The following is a 16,853-nucleotide window of genomic DNA, read 5'->3' as shown; positions in this document are numbered from 1 at the left end:
TCAGAATTTTCTTCATACTAACAGTAAAAATATAACACGAAACCAAAAAATGTAAATAGTTAGGATTTTTTATAAAAAATAGTCAGACTACTTTTAGGATAATTCGCATTTCATTGGACCAGCTATTCCCCTCTATTTTATTTATAACAATTAAACAGCCTGTCTTTGCAATAAAAAAAGTCCCCTGAATGATAGAGGACCTTCTTTACAAGTATATTTTATTTTAAAGTTCTTACTTATCTTTTATTTTAAAAGATATTGCTGTAACTTCTTTATTAACAGTTCTGTTCCCTCTGGACTTATAATAATCTTCCCATTCGCTAACGAAATATTCTTATCTGAAATATCACCTGTAATTGCACAAGCTTGTGAAGATTGATATTTCCGCAAAATAATCTGATCATCTTCCACAAACATTTCTAGCGCATCTTTTTCTACAATTCCTAAACTCCGTCTTATTTCCATTGGAATAACAATACGCCCCATACTATCTGCTTTACGAGTACTCCCTCTTGATTTCATAAAATGTCACCCTTTATTTTTATCTACTATTACAGGACTTATTTTAGCAATAAACAGCAATAAGGAATAGTTCGTATTACAGCACTTATTTTAACAGGAAATTCCAATAAGGAATAGCTCATATTAAAGCTTTCTCTTGTTTATTTCTGGTTTTTAAAATATTTATCCTTGATTATCTTTATATATTGTTTTCTTTCTGTTAGTTCAAAAATAAATAATGCCTTATTAATATAGTTAAAACCATCTTCACTAGATTGCTGAAGTTCTAATAAATTTGAACCTTTTTCGAAATTTAGTTCCCCTAATAAGTATAAACTATTTATATTAATGGCTAATTTAATACCTATATCACTGTACTTTATTGCTTCTACATGTTCATATGTAAGATGTAAACATTTTGTTAAGTTATAAATAATTCTTAATTTAATTTCTTTATTTCTAGGAAATTCTATCTTATTAAAATTACTTAAACATTTCTTTAATATGCCTATACTTTTTTCATATTCTCCATTTTCCGCATAGATTACTGCCATTGTATGCATAATATCTATTTCTCTTTCTGATAAAAAATCAGCATTGGTTACAGTTAGTTTTAATGCATGATTTAAAAGATTTAAAGCAGTTTTTGTTGATTTGTTCACCATAAATATAGCAATTGCTTCATGCCATAGTAGAAATTGTTTATTTTCTTTTGACTCGAAATTATTTTCGTTTTTCTCTTTTTTCACTATTTCATAAAGTTCTTCATATTGTTTTTGTTTTATGCAATCTCTTATTACATATTTTACGTTTTCTACATATTTTAATTTTTTATTTTGAGTTAGCGCAAATATATAATTCGGATCAACACCAAGTCTTTCAGATAATTGATACAACAATATGCTAGATGGATAAATAATACCTTTTTCTATCTTACTAATCTGACTTTGTGAACATATTCCCCGACATAGTTCAGATTGTGATATATTTTTTTTCTTTCTAAGTTCTTTAATAATAATACCGAGATTATAGAATTCCATTTCTCCCCCTCAAATGTAACAATTTATGAGTATAAGAATATTTTCCAACTTTTAATGTGATGTAAAATTAATATAGTTACAATTACTAATTATATTGATTTATAGTTTCTTTTACAAACTTGTATTAAAATGAGAGAAATTATTACAATTAAAGGGAATAAAGAGTATTGGATATGATTTTTCAGCTTTATTTCAAATAATAGTTTCTTTTGATTTTTATATGAATAATTTCGAAGGAGCTTATTTTATGAAAAGAATGTTAACCGAAAGAGAGTTAGAAGTGGCTATTTATGTAGCAAAAGGATTAACAGATGCAGAAATTTCCAAAAAGATATATATTAGCCCTAGAAGAATTTCAACGATAATTAATCATATTAAAGAAAAATGGCGTATTCATTCTAGAGTGGAATTAGGTATTTTAGTTTATCATTTTGGGTTTATAGATGCACCCTTATTTTCAAATAAAGAAAGTCATTTATTTGAAAAGATTGCACAATAATTGGCCAAGTATAATTCGTTTAAGTTACAAATATAAACAGAAAAACCGCTGAACTTTTATTATTTATGGTAATTCTGCATTCTGAAGTTGATGGGCATGTATGGATTGTTAAAAAAACATATAAATCTTATTCTTATAGATATTTTAGTAAGAATGATTGTACTAGAAACTTTTAAAAGGTGAAAACATACCTTTAAACAATGTTTCTTCCGCAACAGCAAGTATAGCTTTTCATTTAAAAAACCTATCCATTTTGATTAAGATTTTTTCAAAAAGGGTAGGTTTCTTCAGTTTATAGGAAAGTTATACTAAACTCATAAAAAAATACAATAAAATAGGTAAAAATGCTATCGCGTCTTTACCTATCCTATGGATAAACAGATTCTCATAAGAAATAGACAACTTCCCAAAGAATTATAAATATATTATTTTAAATTAATTGGTTGTTGTTGAGTAATACAATGAATCATACCACCATTTTTATACAGCTCTCTTACATCTATCCCCAACACTTTACGATCAGGATAAAGTTTTTGAATCATCTCATTTGCTATTTTATCATTAGGATCATTATAGTTTGGAACTAAGATGACTTCATTCGCTATATAATAATTAATATAGGAACCTTTATAATCAAGCTTCTTCCCATTTTTTAATGTAACATTATTCTTACTTAGCGGTAGATATACATACTTGTACTTATTACCTGTAGCATCTTTTGCCTGCAGCAACTTGTTAATATCTTTGCCAGACGCTCCCCATTCAGCCAAATCTTTTTCTTTTAACGTTATAATAGTAGATTTATCGTGGAATTTGGCAAATCCATCAATATGAAAATCAGTAATATCTAAGTTAGGTGCTCCATCTAACCAAATAAAATTTGTTACCCCAAGTTCACTAAAATATTTTTCAATATCCTTTTCTGACAATTTAGCGTTCCTATTTTGATTCGTCACAGCACTTCTAGTTAATAAAACAGTTCCATTACCATCCAATTCAAATGCGCCACCTTCAAGAACAAATTTATTCCAATTTATTCTTTCAATGCCTAACTGATTGCTAAGATTCTCACGAAGACGAGCATCTTTCTTATATGGCGTTTTCTTTCCCCATCCGTTAAAGCCTGGATCTAATATTTTTAAATTTTTGTCATTATCGTAAACAAAAATTGGACCAGTATCTCTAGCCCATACATCGTCAGTAGGTGCGATAAAGAAATCAATTTTCTCCATATTTACCCCTTGATCCGTTAGAACTTCAATAATTCTTTCTTTCTCTTCTTGATCATATGCAACAATATGAATTTTTTCGCCTTTACTTAAAGATTCTGTCATTTGAATCCAAATCGGTTCTACTTCTTGCTGATATTTTGACCCGTATGTAAGTTCATGAGGCCATTGTAGCCATGTTCCTTCATGTTTGCTTTTTTCATCTGGCATTGTATACTTTCCTACTATTTTTTGCGCCTCTACTTTCTTCCTATCTTCTCTCTGCGGTTTTTCAATTTCCTTCGCCTGGACTTTCTCAATTCCCTTAATTTGAGCATAACCACTAATAATAGATGTGGTTAGTACAGCACTCATACAAAATTTCGTTATTTTTTGCATTTCTTAACCTCCTTTTCTGTTCCACTGTAAACCTTTACATAGTGTTAAGGTCAAGCTTTTTTAATTAAATCATTACGTATGAAGCACGATTTAAATCGAACAATATCTTTCTGTGCAAAATGCAAAAAATCCACTCCGGGGGTGGTATGAAATGTTAACTTGATGAGCATGTGTAACTCCACCATTTATAAAAATTTTGGAATGCATATAAAAAGGTTGGAGAATTAGCTTCTCTAACCTTTTTATATGCACTATTATGTTTATACCTCTAACATCAATCCTTTTGCCTGTTCCATGTTCAACCTCATATAAATAACAAATAAGAATCAACAATTCCTACTATAATCACCATTGACCCCTATAACATCTCGCGCTTTTTTCACTTATTATCTTTTCTATTCTTTCTACTGTATTTTTTATGAATGTATTCATTTCTAAAACTAATACAGTACATGAAATTTTATATTACATACGTATTTATTTATTCAGTTTATAATTAACTATTCAAAAGCAGTTACGATTCTCTCTTTCATTTTCTGTATTACTTCACTGCTTACTATTTTTTGACCAGCGGGAAGTTTTAATATAGCAGCAGCCCCCTTACTAAGGTATATTTCTTGGTCATTATTTTGATTTACTATCAATATTCCTTGCCCTTCAAATTCAAAATAACTAAGATTTTTTGTTTCATTTGTATTATTTGTTATTGCTTTATATAACTCATATAAATCTTTACTTCTATTTTCTCCACCCATTCGAATCGGTTCAGCATCATTCGCAACTATTAGTCCTTCTGGCTGCTCACCCTTCATAATAAACCACAGCTTTTCATTTGTTGGTAATAGTATATGCTTAAATTCAGAGCTATTTAAAATTTGCTGTGCTGGAATTGTTTCATAGATTGGTAACGAAAATGAAGAGGTTGTTATTTTTTCAAAACTTACATTTTCAGAAGAACTACTCTTACTATATTGATAATCTTTTAATGCGATCGATTGTACTGGTTCACTTTTATTTTTTGATGCATAACTAATTTTACTAGCGAAAATAATAACAGTCATTAAACAAATGCATGGTATCACAAGCTTAAGTAGTTTTCCCATTCATGAACCCCCACACTTTTAATATTATTAGTTTGCACGGATATTATAAACAGTTTCATTCCACCAAAAATTATTATTGTTATGGAACGTACTGAAATTATGATTATAATGATCACCATACCAAGGGTCCATGTAAGTTATATAGTCTGTTCCATTTGTACCTTTATAGAATCCATCAAGTACTAGAAAGTGTCCGATGTTAGCTCCATTTTGCCACATAATAAGTGCAATCATCGGTTGATTACTATTAATTTGATTTTTGAACCAATCATACGATTTTGCTCCAGAACTTATAGCTGAGCTAACACCATATCCCGATAATCCATATTGTATTTCACGTGAAGTTGCAGGATTATTATATGATCCACCTTTGACATATCTAACATACTGGTCTTGTGAAGGAGTTTTCCCAAAATAATTTAAAACTGAAACCGAAGTGCCCGCCCAACACCAATTTGATCTTTCTTGTAATATGTTAGGAACAGATAATTTACGATCTGTTGATGTATTTGGAGGATTTCCATTAATATAAGCTGACGTTACATATACTTTTTTCCCATCTTTAAAATAATAAAACCAACGATTATCTAAATTTCCTGTCCAATAATCTTTAACCGCTTCACCATACTCCCATCCTTTAAAAGATACTTTTGTATTTCCGGGAATCACATCTATAATATTTGCATTCAAACTTTTTTCTTCTCTAACATTTACATTCAATGGAGCAGTTGTTCCTGAAAATTCAACTTCTTCTGCTATTACTTTGTGAACACCAGTGAAACTAATTGTGAAGAACAATAAAAATATACAAACAATACATTGCTTTCTTCCCTTCATTTCTTCACCCCTTCATAAGTACTAAAAAACATCAACAATTCATCCTTATTAATTGTTCAAGCTTAATATTACATACTAACGAAAAAAGACTTCTCATAAAGTGAAACTTTAATCAGTGGGGGTTTTATTCATCCCCCACTGATTATTAGTTAAACCAATCGGGCTTTTACAGGTAGCCCGACCCCCACCTAACTTCTTTGCTCTCGCTGAATGTTGAGGTGGGGGTCTTACTGCCCGGCAAATATCGGGATAAATTCCAATACAAAAAAGTAGCCTATAAATTTTTATAGGCTACTTTTCATTTTATCGTTATTACTTAGCTAATTCTTTCGTTCCCTGCATTACATCAACGAAGAATCCCCAGTTGTTCACAACAGAAGAAATACTAATATGCTCATCTGGAGTGTGAACGTTGAATATATCTGGCCCGAATGAAATTGCATCTAATTCAGGCATCTTTTGAACGAATACACTGCATTCAATCCCTGCATGTACAGCAAAGATTTCAACATTTTTATTGTATTTTTCTTGATGTACTTTTTCAAACAAATTACGAATTTGTGAGTTTGGATTGTATGGCCACTCCGGATATTCTGACTCTAATTCAAATGTTGCTCCAACTAATTCAGCAATATATTTAATTTCATCGGCAATATGTCGTTTTAAACTACTTACAGAACTTCTTACTTCGTTTCGCAATTTAATTTCATCTTGCAGCGTTTCAATAACTCCTAAATTTGTTGAACTTTCTACAAGTCCTTTAATATCCATGCTCATACTTTGAATGCCATTTGGAATTAAGAATAATGATGAAATAAGCTGTTTTTGTGTTTCTTTAGCAAATACTTTTTCTACTTTCTCATCTAATTTTGTAAGTGTAACATGAACATCTGGATCAACAGCACGCATTTCTTCTTGTAATACTCGTGTCCATGATTTTAACTTTTCTTCAACTTTCTCTACATCTTCTTGACGTAATAAAATTGTAGCTATACTTTCACGTGGAATTGCATTCGTTTTTAATCCGCCATGAGCCTCACTTATATCAAATTGAATATTTATTGATAAATCACGTAAAACTCGTCCTAGTACTTTGTTCGCATTCCCACGTTGTTTATCAATTTCCATACCAGAATGTCCGCCCTTAAGTCCACCAACATATAGACGGTATGTATCCATATCAACTGGTGCCTCATCCCAAATTACTGGAATTGTTTCAACTGCTTTCGCACCACCTGCGCTACTTACAAGTAATTTATGATCTTCTTCAGAATCAATATTTATAAAAATCTTTCCGTCAAAGTGGTCTGCATCAACAGCAAAAGCTCCGCCCATTGTCGTTTCTTCTTCAGTAGTGATTACTACTTCAAGTGCTGGATGCGGAATATCTTTTGAATCTAATAAAGCTAATGCATATGCAACAGCAATACCGTTATCAGCACCTAAAGTTGTTTGATTCGCATATAGCATGTCTCCAATAATTCGTAACTCGATTGGATCTTTTTCAAAATCATGTACTGTTGCTTGATTTTTTTCACAAACCATATCCATGTGACCTTGAATGATAATAGCTGGTACACTCTCATAGCCAGCAGTTGCATCTTTTTTAATAATGACATTTAATGCTTCATCTTGAATCACTTCTAAGTTACGCTCTTTTGCAAAGCCCACTAAATAATCACTAATTTCCTTTTCATTACCTGATCCTCTAGGAATCTTTGAAATTTCTGCAAAATGATAAAATACAGGGTGCTTTGTTAATTTTTCTAAAGTAGAATACATTTTTCAAGCTCCTCTCAAAATGAAAAAATAGTATGTAAGTCTTTTATCATTATACCATGATTCATTATTTTACCTTTCTTTAAACATATTAAAAATTTATTATGAACAGTTCAATTTAATCCTTCTGCGCTCTATACCTTATACTCTTACATCATTATTAGAATGTTGTAATCTATATCGATTTTTCTAATTTAACAATAGTTGTATACTTTTTAAAGAAACAAATTGAAGGAGATAAATAATATGAAAAAGCTTTTTGCTGTTATGACACTATGTTTATTATTTTCAAGCATTACTATTGGATGTGAGAGAGCATCACTAAATAGAATTGGTAAGGGTGTATATTACGTACAGATAAAAGGTGAAGGCGCTATCGAAAAAGTAGAAGGCAGAAGCTTACGGAACTATACGTGACCCGCATATGATGAAGACGGAGTAAAAAAACAAATTACATTTAGAAGTACAAAAAAAGAAAAGGACCATAAATGAAATGATAATGCGTTTTTACGCCTTTATGTATATCAAGATGATACAGATAAAAATGAAATATCATCTATTGAAATGAAGTCCTATGTAGAAATTCAAAAAGTAGATTTACCTGGAAAAGTAAAAGAAAAATTAAATGTTAACTAATTTGAAACTAATCGGAAAATAACGGAATAAAAAACAAAAGAAAATGCTCTATGCATTTTCTTTTGTTTTTTGTACTCGTATATATTTTGAACTGCTATTATTCATAAGTTTTTCTAACCGATTTATATTTTCCGTTAATGCACCTTTCACAAGAGAGAAATCTGTATTTGATTCTTCTTTTTTTTCTTTAAAAAACGAAGACTTTTGTACATTTATTTCAGCCATCTCTTCTCCCCCTTTTCAAAAAGATACAATCTTCTATTTATATTATATAGCAAATAAAGACAGAGTGTACACGAATCATTTTCTTTTTAATTCTTCTTCTAACTTTTCTACTTGCTGCAACGTATCTCCTTTGATTAAAGAGAAATCTGTTGTATCTTCATTTTCTTCTTTGAAAAAATCATTGTCATAATCTTTTATCACTACAATCACCTCTACGTGCTAGTGTAGGAATGATTGTCCCATTTTATTCAACTTTGTCGAATTTTGTTTTGAATTTATGTATAGAAGAAAAGGACAGAAAAACAATTCTGTCCTACTTACTAAAATAACTATGATGTATTGTTAAATTATATACATTTTCAAAATCTCGATCCTGCAGGCTATTCTTCTTCCCATCAATCACGATAAAAACATCATTCATTATTTTTGCTGGTATAATTCCCACGTTTTCTACTTGCACTGCTTTTTGTTCATTCAATTGCTCTATATGCTCTATAGGTATTGTAATACTAAATTGAGAACGAATACCACGAAAGCCCGTATTTAATTCATTCGCTGCTTCAAATACAACAATTTTCGCTCCAATTTTTTCCCCGTATGAATCTAAAAATGCGTTTAAGCTTTTTGTATATTCCTCTTCCGTATGCCATTCCATCGTCCCAAATGCTGCTGGATTAATATTTTGGATAATGTTCGTATATATTTCTCCTCTTGCTTTTGAAGCGATTAATGACCGCTTTATGGATTGAACAGTTTTACCGATATCGCTAAATTTCGCTCCCCATATTTCGGAAATATTAGGTGTTAAAATAAATGAAATATCAACAAAAATGACCATCGCAGTGAACATTAATAAGTTTTTCCAGAGGGTTAAATCGATTCCTTTAATCATGAAATAAACTGTGACTGATGTTATGAATAATCCATACCAAGTTTTTCGAATTCGCTGCTTTTTCTCTTCATATAACTCTTCATTTCTCCAATAAAAGAAAACAAGAACTACAAAAACGATTGCTAAAATAAATAAGCCAATTCGAATGTTAGAGATCGTCAATTACATCACCCTCCATTCAAAAACTACTCACGATATCATTACATGCGCAAGTAGTTCTCTTTATGACAAAAGACGTGGACAAGCTTCTAAATTTAGCTACATCGCATATACATTAGAAGGAGGCCATGTCTTTTATCATGAGTCTACATTGTATATGTAGACAAGCATGCATTTCAAATTTTCATGTTAAAAAGAAATATGTTTCGGAATTTCCCCTTCAGGTACTTCTCCATCCATACTTAAGTAATAATGGCGAATCGGACGTAAATTTTCGTCTAATTCATAAACGAGCGGAATGCTAGTTGGAATATTTAATGAAACCACACCATCATTTGAAAGGTTGTCTAAGTATTTCACTAGCGATCGAATTGTATTACCATGTGATGAAATAATTACTTTCTCACCACTTTTTAATGATGATGCAATTTCTGAATGCCAATACTCCAGCACTCTCTTCTCCGTATCCTCTAAACATTCTGTCAATGGAAATTCACCTTTTTTGAGCGTTTTATATCTCGGATCGTTCGCTTCATATCTAGGATCTTCTTCAGTAAGAGCCGGTGGTCTTACATTGACACTTCTTCTCCAAATATGAACTTGTTCTTCACCGTATTTTTTTGCAGTTTCTTCTTTATTCAATCCTTGTAGCGCTCCATAATGCCTTTCATTTAGTTTCCATGATTTATGTATAGGCACCCAAGTAAGATCCATTTCATGCAGAACAATCCATACAGTCCGGATTGCTCGTTTTAATACCGATGTGTAAGCAACATCGAAAGTATAACCGTTTTCCTTTAATATTGCTCCTGCTTCTCTTGCTTCACTTAATCCATTCTCTGATAGATCTACATCCGTCCATCCAGTAAAGCGATTTTCAAGGTTCCATAAACTTTGTCCGTGACGAATAAGTACAAGTTTTATCATTATAATTCCCCTCTCGGAAATGTGAATTTTATTGTTCCATCGCGTACACGTATAAAGTATCTAGTAATGTATTTTTTTATCCATTCACTCTATGATTTACCCATAGTTGCCACATGCATGGATAAAATTCTTTCTTTTTCAAACTATAAAGAAAGGCCTATTTCTCATTATTTTTGATCAACTGGAATTTCTCTTTTCGCTATCCATGCATCATGACCTGAACGGCTATTTGCCATTTCGTTCATAACTTGATGCCAATTCTCTTCACATGATTCACCAAATTTTGAAAAAATAGCACCCATTTGCTTTCTTTGAACATCACTTAGTTTTTTCTCTAAATCTGTACCTTCTTCTGTTAAGGATAATTGTTTTACTCGACGATCATGAGTAGCTTCATTACTTTCAATTAGTCCTTTTTCAACAAGTTGACGCAGTGGTCCGTGAAGAGCTTGTTTACTTATTTCTAATAGCGATAGTAACTCATTTACACTTATCCCTGGAAAACGTGCGATAAAAAATAAAATTCGGTGATGTACTCGTTGTATACCATACTCTTTTATAATTTCATCTGGCTTTTCAGTAAATGTTTTATATGCAAAATAAAATAATGCCAATGCCTCATTCATCTGTTCTTCTTTATGTCGTGTCATCTACTTTCCCCCTGTATGTAAATTATACCACAATCCAGTAATGAATATTTTAATCAACGCACTTGAACTTCTGTAGTCCATTGAAGCATTCACTACACGAACTAAAATAATTAGGAGATGATTCTCTTGAAAACGCAATACACTGTAAGTACATATTTATTAGATCGATTACATGAATTAGGAATTGAGCATATATTTGGTGTTCCTGGTGATTATAATCTTGCCTTTTTAGATGATGTGATTGCACATGAAAATTTAGAATGGATTGGTAACTGTAATGAATTAAATGCGGCATATGCAGCAGATGGATATGCTCGCATAAAAGGCGTCGCTGCTCTTATTACCACTTTTGGTGTCGGGGAATTGAGCGCCATAAACGGCATTGCCGGCTCATATGCCGAAAACGTACCAGTTATAAAAATCACCGGTACACCAACAACAACTGTAATGGAAAATGGAGGACTCGTTCATCATACATTAGGTGATGGAAAGTTCGATCACTTTTCCAATATGTATCGAGAAATTACGGTAGCACAAACAAATTTAATCCCTGAGCATGCCGCTGATGAAATTGATCGTGTATTACGTACATGTTGGAATGAAAAACGTCCAGTTCATATTAATTTACCGATCGATGTATATAATAAACCAATTAATAAACCTACGGAGCCAATCTTAAATCATCCCATAGTAAGTAATAAAGACGCATTAGATAAAATGCTTCTACATGCCATTTCAAAAATAAATAGCGCCAAAAAACCGGTTATATTAGCTGATTTTGAAGTGAATCGTTTTTATGCTGAAGAAGATTTACATCAATTCGTAGAAAAAACTGGCTTCCCTATCGCATCACTAAGTATGGGAAAGGGCATATTCCGAGAAAAACATCCTCAATTTATAGGAATTTACACTGGCGATGTTAGTCCTCCATACTTGCGAAAAAGAGTTGATGAATCTGACTGTATCATTAGTATCGGTGTGAAATTAACTGATACTATTACCGGTGGCTTTACACAAGGTTTTACGAAAGAACAAGTTATAGAAATCCATCCCTACACTGTGAAAATTATAGATAAAAAATACGGTCCAGTTGTAATGCAGGATGTTTTACAACATTTAAGTGATTCAATTGAGCATCGTAATAAAGATACTCTTGACGTTAAGCCATTTATTTTAGAATCATCACCTTTTACTGAAGAGTTCAATCCAAAAGCACAAATGGTCACACAAAAACGTTTTTGGCAGCAAATGTACCATTTCTTACAAGAAAACGACGTCTTAATTGTAGAGCAAGGAACACCTTTCTTTGGTAGTGCTGCTATCCCTCTACCTAATAACACTGCATATGTAGGACAACCGTTATGGGGATCTATCGGATATACACTTCCCGCTCTATTAGGAACACAACTCGCTAATGTAACACGGCGTAACATTTTAATTATTGGTGATGGTTCTTTCCAGTTAACTGTTCAAGAATTATCCACTATGTTACGTCATAATTTAAAACCAATCATATTTTTAATTAATAACAACGGATATACTGTTGAACGAGCGATTCATGGACGAGACCAACCATATAATGACATACAAATGTGGGATTATAATAAACTGCCAAATGTATTCGGATCAGAAGAAAAAAGTCTCACATTTAAAGTAAAAGATGAAATAGAGTTAGCAGAAGTCTTAAATAAAATAAGTTTTAATATGAATCGACTTATCTTTATTGAAGTTGTAATGAGCCAAGGGGATCAGCCTGAATTATTAGCTAAACTTGGAAAAAGATTCGGCAGCCAAAATTCTTAAAAAGTAAAAGCATCGCTATAAATCATAACGGGTTCAGCTAAAAGTTGTAAAACTTGTTTTGCCACTCAAAATATATGTCAAAAAGGATGGTAAGTGCCATCCTTTTTGACATATATTGAACTTTTACTATTTATAAACCCCTTCTTCGACTAACACCCTGTGTAACTAGCTAAAATTTTTAATCAACCTTTAACTTTATAGCTTTAGTGGCAATAAAGGTTTTAATATGCTTATCTAATATCCTTGTTCCACCAAAACCATCCTCGTAAAAACCTGTTATAACAAAACCAGCTTCAATTTGGCCTTGGATTTGGTCTTCTAAAGTATGCGCATATTCTATTGTTTGATTTGAATCGATGTAATCTTGAACTTCATCCTCTGGTAAATAATCCAATGTTGATGAAGGAATTGAATGTTTAACATCAAGAATACCTTTTTGTTCTTGGTTATCATCAAAAATCCATAGTAACGGATTTGTAAATCCAGCAATAAGAATACCTTTATTCTTTAAAACCCTAGAAACTTCATTCCATACAAGATGAACATTTTTTATAAACAAATTAGAAACAGGATTTATAACAATATCAAAATATTCATCCTCAAAATCACCAAGGTCTGACATATCTCCTTGTACTGTTTTCAAATTCAAACCATCCCGTTTTGCTACCTTTTCATCTTGTTCCAATTGCTTCTTAGATATATCAGTAACTGTTACATCTGCTCCAGCAGCAGCTAGAACTGGTGCTTGTTGTCCGCCACCTGATGCTAAGCAAAGTATCTTTAATCCATCTAATGACTTTGGAAACCACTCTCTAGGAACTGATTTTTCCGTAGTGACTGTAATCTCCCATTCACCTGATTTGCTTTTCTCAATAACCTCGCTACTTACAGGCTGCGTGTATCTAGAACCTTCTTCCACCTTCTTATCCCATGCATTACTGTTTTGTTGTGTAGTATCCATTGCGATTTTTCCTCCTAACTACCTAGTTGCAATTTAATTGTAAGATTATTAACTATTTATACATTCCTTTTTTTATTAACCTACCAGATAGTAAATACTTAGTTGTATATATTTATCTTAACAAATAATCGACCGTAAATATAAAAAAATTCTAAATAAACATGAAATTAGACAACTATTCAATTCATTTAAAATAAACGATATTAATTAACAATTCCTCAAAAATGATATACCAACAAAAAAGGCGTTCCAAACCTGTTGACAGTTGGAACGCTTTTTAAAGTTATTTAATTTTTCAAACTCTTAACTAAACACATTATACAAATAAGCGATGCTTCTTTTTTATTCAGCAAGCGTTAACTGCCAAGACACACCATACTTATCATTTAACCAACCAAACTTTTTACTAAATGGATAGGCACCTAAAGGCATAAGAATTGCTCCATCCTGCGCTAGTTTATGAAAGACCGTTTCAATTTCTTCTTCTGTCTCACAAGTTACATAAAGAGACATAGCTGGAGTGAATGTAAAATTATGATTTACATAACTATCAATACACATAAACTCTTGGCCATTTAGCGTAAAAGTTGCATGAATTACAGTTCCCTCTTTACCAGGTCCATTTTCATCGTAGCGAGAAATACTTACAATTTCTGATTGATCAAATAGGGATGTGTAAAAATTCATCGCTTCTTCAGCTTTTCCTTCAAACATTAAAAATGTAGTAATTTTTTGATTTGTGTTACTCATATAGAGACAGCCCCTTGTTATGTATTTATGCAAAACATACATCGGTCAACGAAACCGAACGTACATTCTTATAAATGTATTGTCTATAAAAACGATGAATTTGTCAATTATCTAATTTTCATTTCTTCTTAAACAATGCTGTCCAAATAAATGATTCCCCAAACATATCATTCGGTTGTTTCATTTGTTTCATCCTTCTAATCTCAATTACCTCAAATTCTTTAAATATCTCTCTTAACTTTTCTTCCGAGTATGCAAGACCACCTTGTAGACTCCATCCTCTATATACGTCCCAATCTGTTATTTCTGATCCATTTCGTTCATCCAAATCACCTGCTGCAAAACATGTTAATCCGAAATAACCACCTGATTTTAAATATCTATCAATTAACTCTATATAATTCATTCTTCTATGTGGTGGAATATGATGAAGGCAACCAGAATCATATATAAAATCAAATTCATTTTGAACCTCTAAATTGAAAATTGAATCACAAATGAAGTGAATTTGTACCCCTTTTGCCAACGCCCTCTCTTTTGCCCACTGAATGCCTTCTGCAGATAAATCCACTGCTGTAACATCAAATCCTTCATTCGCTAAATAAATGGCATTTCTACCTGGACCACATCCAAGTTCTAATACTTTCCCTTTTGAAACTCTCTCTTTTTGTATATACGAAACTAGATTCTCATCTGGAATATTTTCAAAAAACGGAACATCCTTTTCTCTATTGGCATAAAATTCATTCCAAAATGGTTCTGCAGGTCTTAATAATGAATCAAGCATTTTTAAAATGTCTTCTTGTGTGTGTAACGTTTCATTTTTCATTTGCACTCATCCATATTTTAATAGTCAGAAAATTATTATATAACCTACTGAACATTCAGACAAATAAAACTCCACATTTTATTCTTTCTTTATTTTTCAATTCACTTAAAATACGGTAAATGAAATTATCAACTTTACTCTCATTGAGCAAATGCATACCAACCTAATCTTAAAATACAAAAAGAGCCACAAAAATTTGTGACTCCTTCTGCATTCATAATTGTATCAGGATTTTTTATTATATATCGATTTCTCTATTAACAAACAATATATCTCTTCATCCCAATTACCACTTCATATTTTAACGCCCACGTCTTTTCTGACCTTGATTTGTACTACTTTTCTTATTGCTTGGCTTATTAAATGATCGATTATTTTCATTTCTCGAATCACGTCTGGAACCTTCACGGCTATCTCTTTGACGATTTTGACCTGATTTCTTTGGAGCCGGCTTTGGTACCGGTTTTCCATTTTCATCTACACGTTTTATCTTCGGTTGTTCGATTATTTCTCTTTGTATTGGTGCACCAAGCATTTTTTCAATTTCTTCTAAATGTTTTTCATCTTTCGCTGCAACGAACGTAATTGCAAGACCTGATCCACCTGCACGTCCTGTTCGGCCAATGCGGTGAATATAACTTTCTACATCTTCAGGGATATCATAGTTAAATACGTGCGTTACACCATCTACATCAAGTCCACGAGCTGCTACATCCGTTGCGATTAAGTACTGAATTTTAGCTTCGCGGAAACTCTTCATAACCCTTTCACGTTTCGCTTGAGGTATATCACCATGAAGTTCAGCACAATTATAACCTAGTCCTTTTAAATTATCATAAAGCTTACTTGCTCTAACCTTTGTACGACAGAAAATAACTGCTAAAAATGGCTGATCACGATCCATAACAAAACGAAGTGCATCTGGCTTTGCACGATCTGTCGTCTCAATGACACGCTGTTCAATTGTATCTACCGTTACTTCTTCACTTTGTACTTGAATCATTTGCGGCTCATCCATATAACGTTTCGCCAATTTCTTAATATCTTTTGGCATCGTTGCTGAGAATAACATCGTTTGTTTGCTACCAGGTGTCTCATCTAAAATATCTTCAATATCATATAAGAAACCGAAATAAAGCATTTGATCCGCTTCATCTAGTACAATCGTTGAAAGATTACTTAGATCAATTGTTTCACGTCGTATATGATCTAATAATCGTCCTGGTGTTGCTACAACAATATGTGTATTACCTTTTAACTTTCTCAATTGTTGTGCTACATCTTGCCCGCCATAAATCGCTAGTACATTAATATCTTCTCTTTGAACAAGCATTTTTTTAATTTCAGTTGTAATTTGCAATGCTAGTTCCCTTGTTGGTGCAACAATTAATGCCTGAACATCACTAGACTCTGGATCGATTTTTTCTAAAATCGGTAAAACAAATGCTAATGTTTTACCCGTTCCTGTTTTCGCTTGCCCAATAATATCTTTTCCTGACATAATAACAGGAATTGCTTTTTCCTGAATTGGTGTTGCTTCCGTAATTCCATTTTCACGTAATGTATGATTAAAAGTTTCACTAATTCCTAATTCTAAAAAGTTTTTCAAATAGACCACTTCTTTTCCTTATTTTTCACATTAGCTTTCATTGTAC

Annotated in this window: 17 protein-coding genes and 1 pseudogene; 3 read left to right on the top strand and 15 right to left on the bottom strand. The window is 32.1% G+C overall.

The window, feature by feature from the left end; genetic code table 11:
• Window positions 1-243: 243 nt before the first annotated feature.
• Together JDS98_RS00205 and JDS98_RS00200 are read right to left on the bottom strand one after the other, a co-directional pair.
• Window positions 244-522 carry an AbrB/MazE/SpoVT family DNA-binding domain-containing protein gene (locus JDS98_RS00205; RefSeq protein ID WP_000842218.1) on the bottom strand — a complete coding sequence of 93 codons (279 nt, stop codon included), beginning with the start codon at window positions 520-522 and terminating at the stop codon, window positions 244-246.
• Between the two features lie 140 nt (window positions 523-662).
• Window positions 663-1,541 (bottom strand): helix-turn-helix domain-containing protein, encoded by an 879-nt coding sequence (locus tag JDS98_RS00200; RefSeq protein WP_097959725.1) that lies wholly within the window; start codon window positions 1,539-1,541, stop codon window positions 663-665.
• Between the two features lie 247 nt (window positions 1,542-1,788).
• Here JDS98_RS00200 and JDS98_RS00195 point away from each other — a divergent pair, with 247 nt between their 5' ends.
• Window positions 1,789-2,040: a response regulator transcription factor gene (locus tag JDS98_RS00195; RefSeq protein ID WP_000827556.1), complete on the top strand. Its 252-nt coding sequence runs from the start codon at window positions 1,789-1,791 to the stop codon at window positions 2,038-2,040.
• A gap of 425 nt (window positions 2,041-2,465) precedes the next feature.
• Here JDS98_RS00195 and JDS98_RS00190 read toward each other — a convergent pair whose 3' ends face one another.
• The 4 genes from JDS98_RS00190 to pepD form a co-directional block, all read right to left on the bottom strand.
• Complete coding sequence (locus JDS98_RS00190; RefSeq protein ID WP_142307106.1) at window positions 2,466-3,647, bottom strand: agmatine deiminase family protein; 1,182 nt, start codon at window positions 3,645-3,647, stop codon at window positions 2,466-2,468.
• A gap of 500 nt (window positions 3,648-4,147) precedes the next feature.
• The gene (locus JDS98_RS00185; RefSeq protein ID WP_000517264.1) at window positions 4,148-4,750 is read right to left on the bottom strand and encodes a hypothetical protein; all 603 of its coding nucleotides are present in this window, start codon (window positions 4,748-4,750) and stop codon (window positions 4,148-4,150) included.
• A gap of 27 nt (window positions 4,751-4,777) precedes the next feature.
• Window positions 4,778-5,587, bottom strand: coding sequence for a papain-like cysteine protease family protein (locus tag JDS98_RS00180; RefSeq protein WP_097959726.1), 810 nt, complete (start codon window positions 5,585-5,587; stop codon window positions 4,778-4,780).
• Window positions 5,588-5,899: 312 nt separating this feature from the next.
• Window positions 5,900-7,369, bottom strand: coding sequence for a beta-Ala-His dipeptidase (gene pepD / locus JDS98_RS00175; protein ID WP_000287513.1), 1,470 nt, complete (start codon window positions 7,367-7,369; stop codon window positions 5,900-5,902).
• 243 nt (window positions 7,370-7,612) lie between these two features.
• On the opposite strand from pepD, the pseudogene JDS98_RS00170 reads away from it, so the two are divergent.
• A pseudogene (locus tag JDS98_RS00170) lies at window positions 7,613-8,002 on the top strand (YxeA family protein).
• A 48-nt stretch (window positions 8,003-8,050) separates the two neighbouring features.
• Here the strand turns inward: JDS98_RS00170 and spoIISB are convergent.
• The 5 genes from spoIISB to JDS98_RS00145 all read right to left on the bottom strand — a co-directional run bounded on the left by spoIISB (window position 8,051) and on the right by JDS98_RS00145 (window position 10,855).
• Entirely contained in the window at window positions 8,051-8,227 is a 177-nt protein-coding gene (gene spoIISB / locus JDS98_RS00165; protein WP_000808012.1) for a stage II sporulation protein SB, read from the bottom strand.
• Window positions 8,228-8,302: 75 nt separating this feature from the next.
• Window positions 8,303-8,428, bottom strand: a complete 126-nt coding sequence (locus JDS98_RS00160) for a hypothetical protein (RefSeq protein WP_000588713.1) — start codon at window positions 8,426-8,428, stop codon at window positions 8,303-8,305.
• A 112-nt stretch (window positions 8,429-8,540) separates the two neighbouring features.
• The gene (locus tag JDS98_RS00155; RefSeq protein WP_000155915.1) at window positions 8,541-9,281 is read right to left on the bottom strand and encodes a type II toxin-antitoxin system SpoIISA family toxin; all 741 of its coding nucleotides are present in this window, start codon (window positions 9,279-9,281) and stop codon (window positions 8,541-8,543) included.
• 186 nt (window positions 9,282-9,467) lie between these two features.
• Window positions 9,468-10,205, bottom strand: a complete 738-nt coding sequence (gene gpmA / locus JDS98_RS00150; RefSeq protein ID WP_097954107.1) for a 2,3-diphosphoglycerate-dependent phosphoglycerate mutase — start codon at window positions 10,203-10,205, stop codon at window positions 9,468-9,470.
• 167 nt (window positions 10,206-10,372) lie between these two features.
• On the bottom strand, window positions 10,373-10,855 hold the full coding sequence (locus JDS98_RS00145; RefSeq protein WP_097959728.1) for a MarR family winged helix-turn-helix transcriptional regulator: 483 nt from the start codon (window positions 10,853-10,855) through the stop codon (window positions 10,373-10,375).
• Window positions 10,856-10,981: 126 nt separating this feature from the next.
• Here JDS98_RS00145 and JDS98_RS00140 point away from each other — a divergent pair, with 126 nt between their 5' ends.
• Window positions 10,982-12,658, top strand: a complete 1,677-nt coding sequence (locus JDS98_RS00140) for an alpha-keto acid decarboxylase family protein (RefSeq protein WP_199633414.1) — start codon at window positions 10,982-10,984, stop codon at window positions 12,656-12,658.
• A gap of 178 nt (window positions 12,659-12,836) precedes the next feature.
• Here JDS98_RS00140 and JDS98_RS00135 read toward each other — a convergent pair whose 3' ends face one another.
• The 4 genes from JDS98_RS00135 to JDS98_RS00120 all read right to left on the bottom strand — a co-directional run bounded on the left by JDS98_RS00135 (window position 12,837) and on the right by JDS98_RS00120 (window position 16,816).
• The gene (locus JDS98_RS00135; protein ID WP_097959729.1) at window positions 12,837-13,619 is read right to left on the bottom strand and encodes a class I SAM-dependent methyltransferase; all 783 of its coding nucleotides are present in this window, start codon (window positions 13,617-13,619) and stop codon (window positions 12,837-12,839) included.
• Between the two features lie 342 nt (window positions 13,620-13,961).
• Window positions 13,962-14,369, bottom strand: a complete 408-nt coding sequence (locus JDS98_RS00130) for a VOC family protein (RefSeq protein ID WP_000072494.1) — start codon at window positions 14,367-14,369, stop codon at window positions 13,962-13,964.
• 118 nt (window positions 14,370-14,487) lie between these two features.
• The gene (locus tag JDS98_RS00125) at window positions 14,488-15,198 is read right to left on the bottom strand and encodes a class I SAM-dependent methyltransferase (protein WP_199633413.1); all 711 of its coding nucleotides are present in this window, start codon (window positions 15,196-15,198) and stop codon (window positions 14,488-14,490) included.
• A 301-nt stretch (window positions 15,199-15,499) separates the two neighbouring features.
• Window positions 15,500-16,816: a DEAD/DEAH box helicase gene (locus tag JDS98_RS00120; protein WP_098711218.1), complete on the bottom strand. Its 1,317-nt coding sequence runs from the start codon at window positions 16,814-16,816 to the stop codon at window positions 15,500-15,502.
• Between the last annotated feature and the right edge of the window lie 37 nt (window positions 16,817-16,853).

The organism is Bacillus cereus group sp. N11, assembly GCF_016483605.1.
Lineage (GTDB): Bacteria > Bacillota > Bacilli > Bacillales > Bacillaceae_G > Bacillus_A > Bacillus_A toyonensis.
Note: the sequence above shows the minus strand (reverse complement) of the source record. Positions and strands in the feature narration are given on the sequence as shown.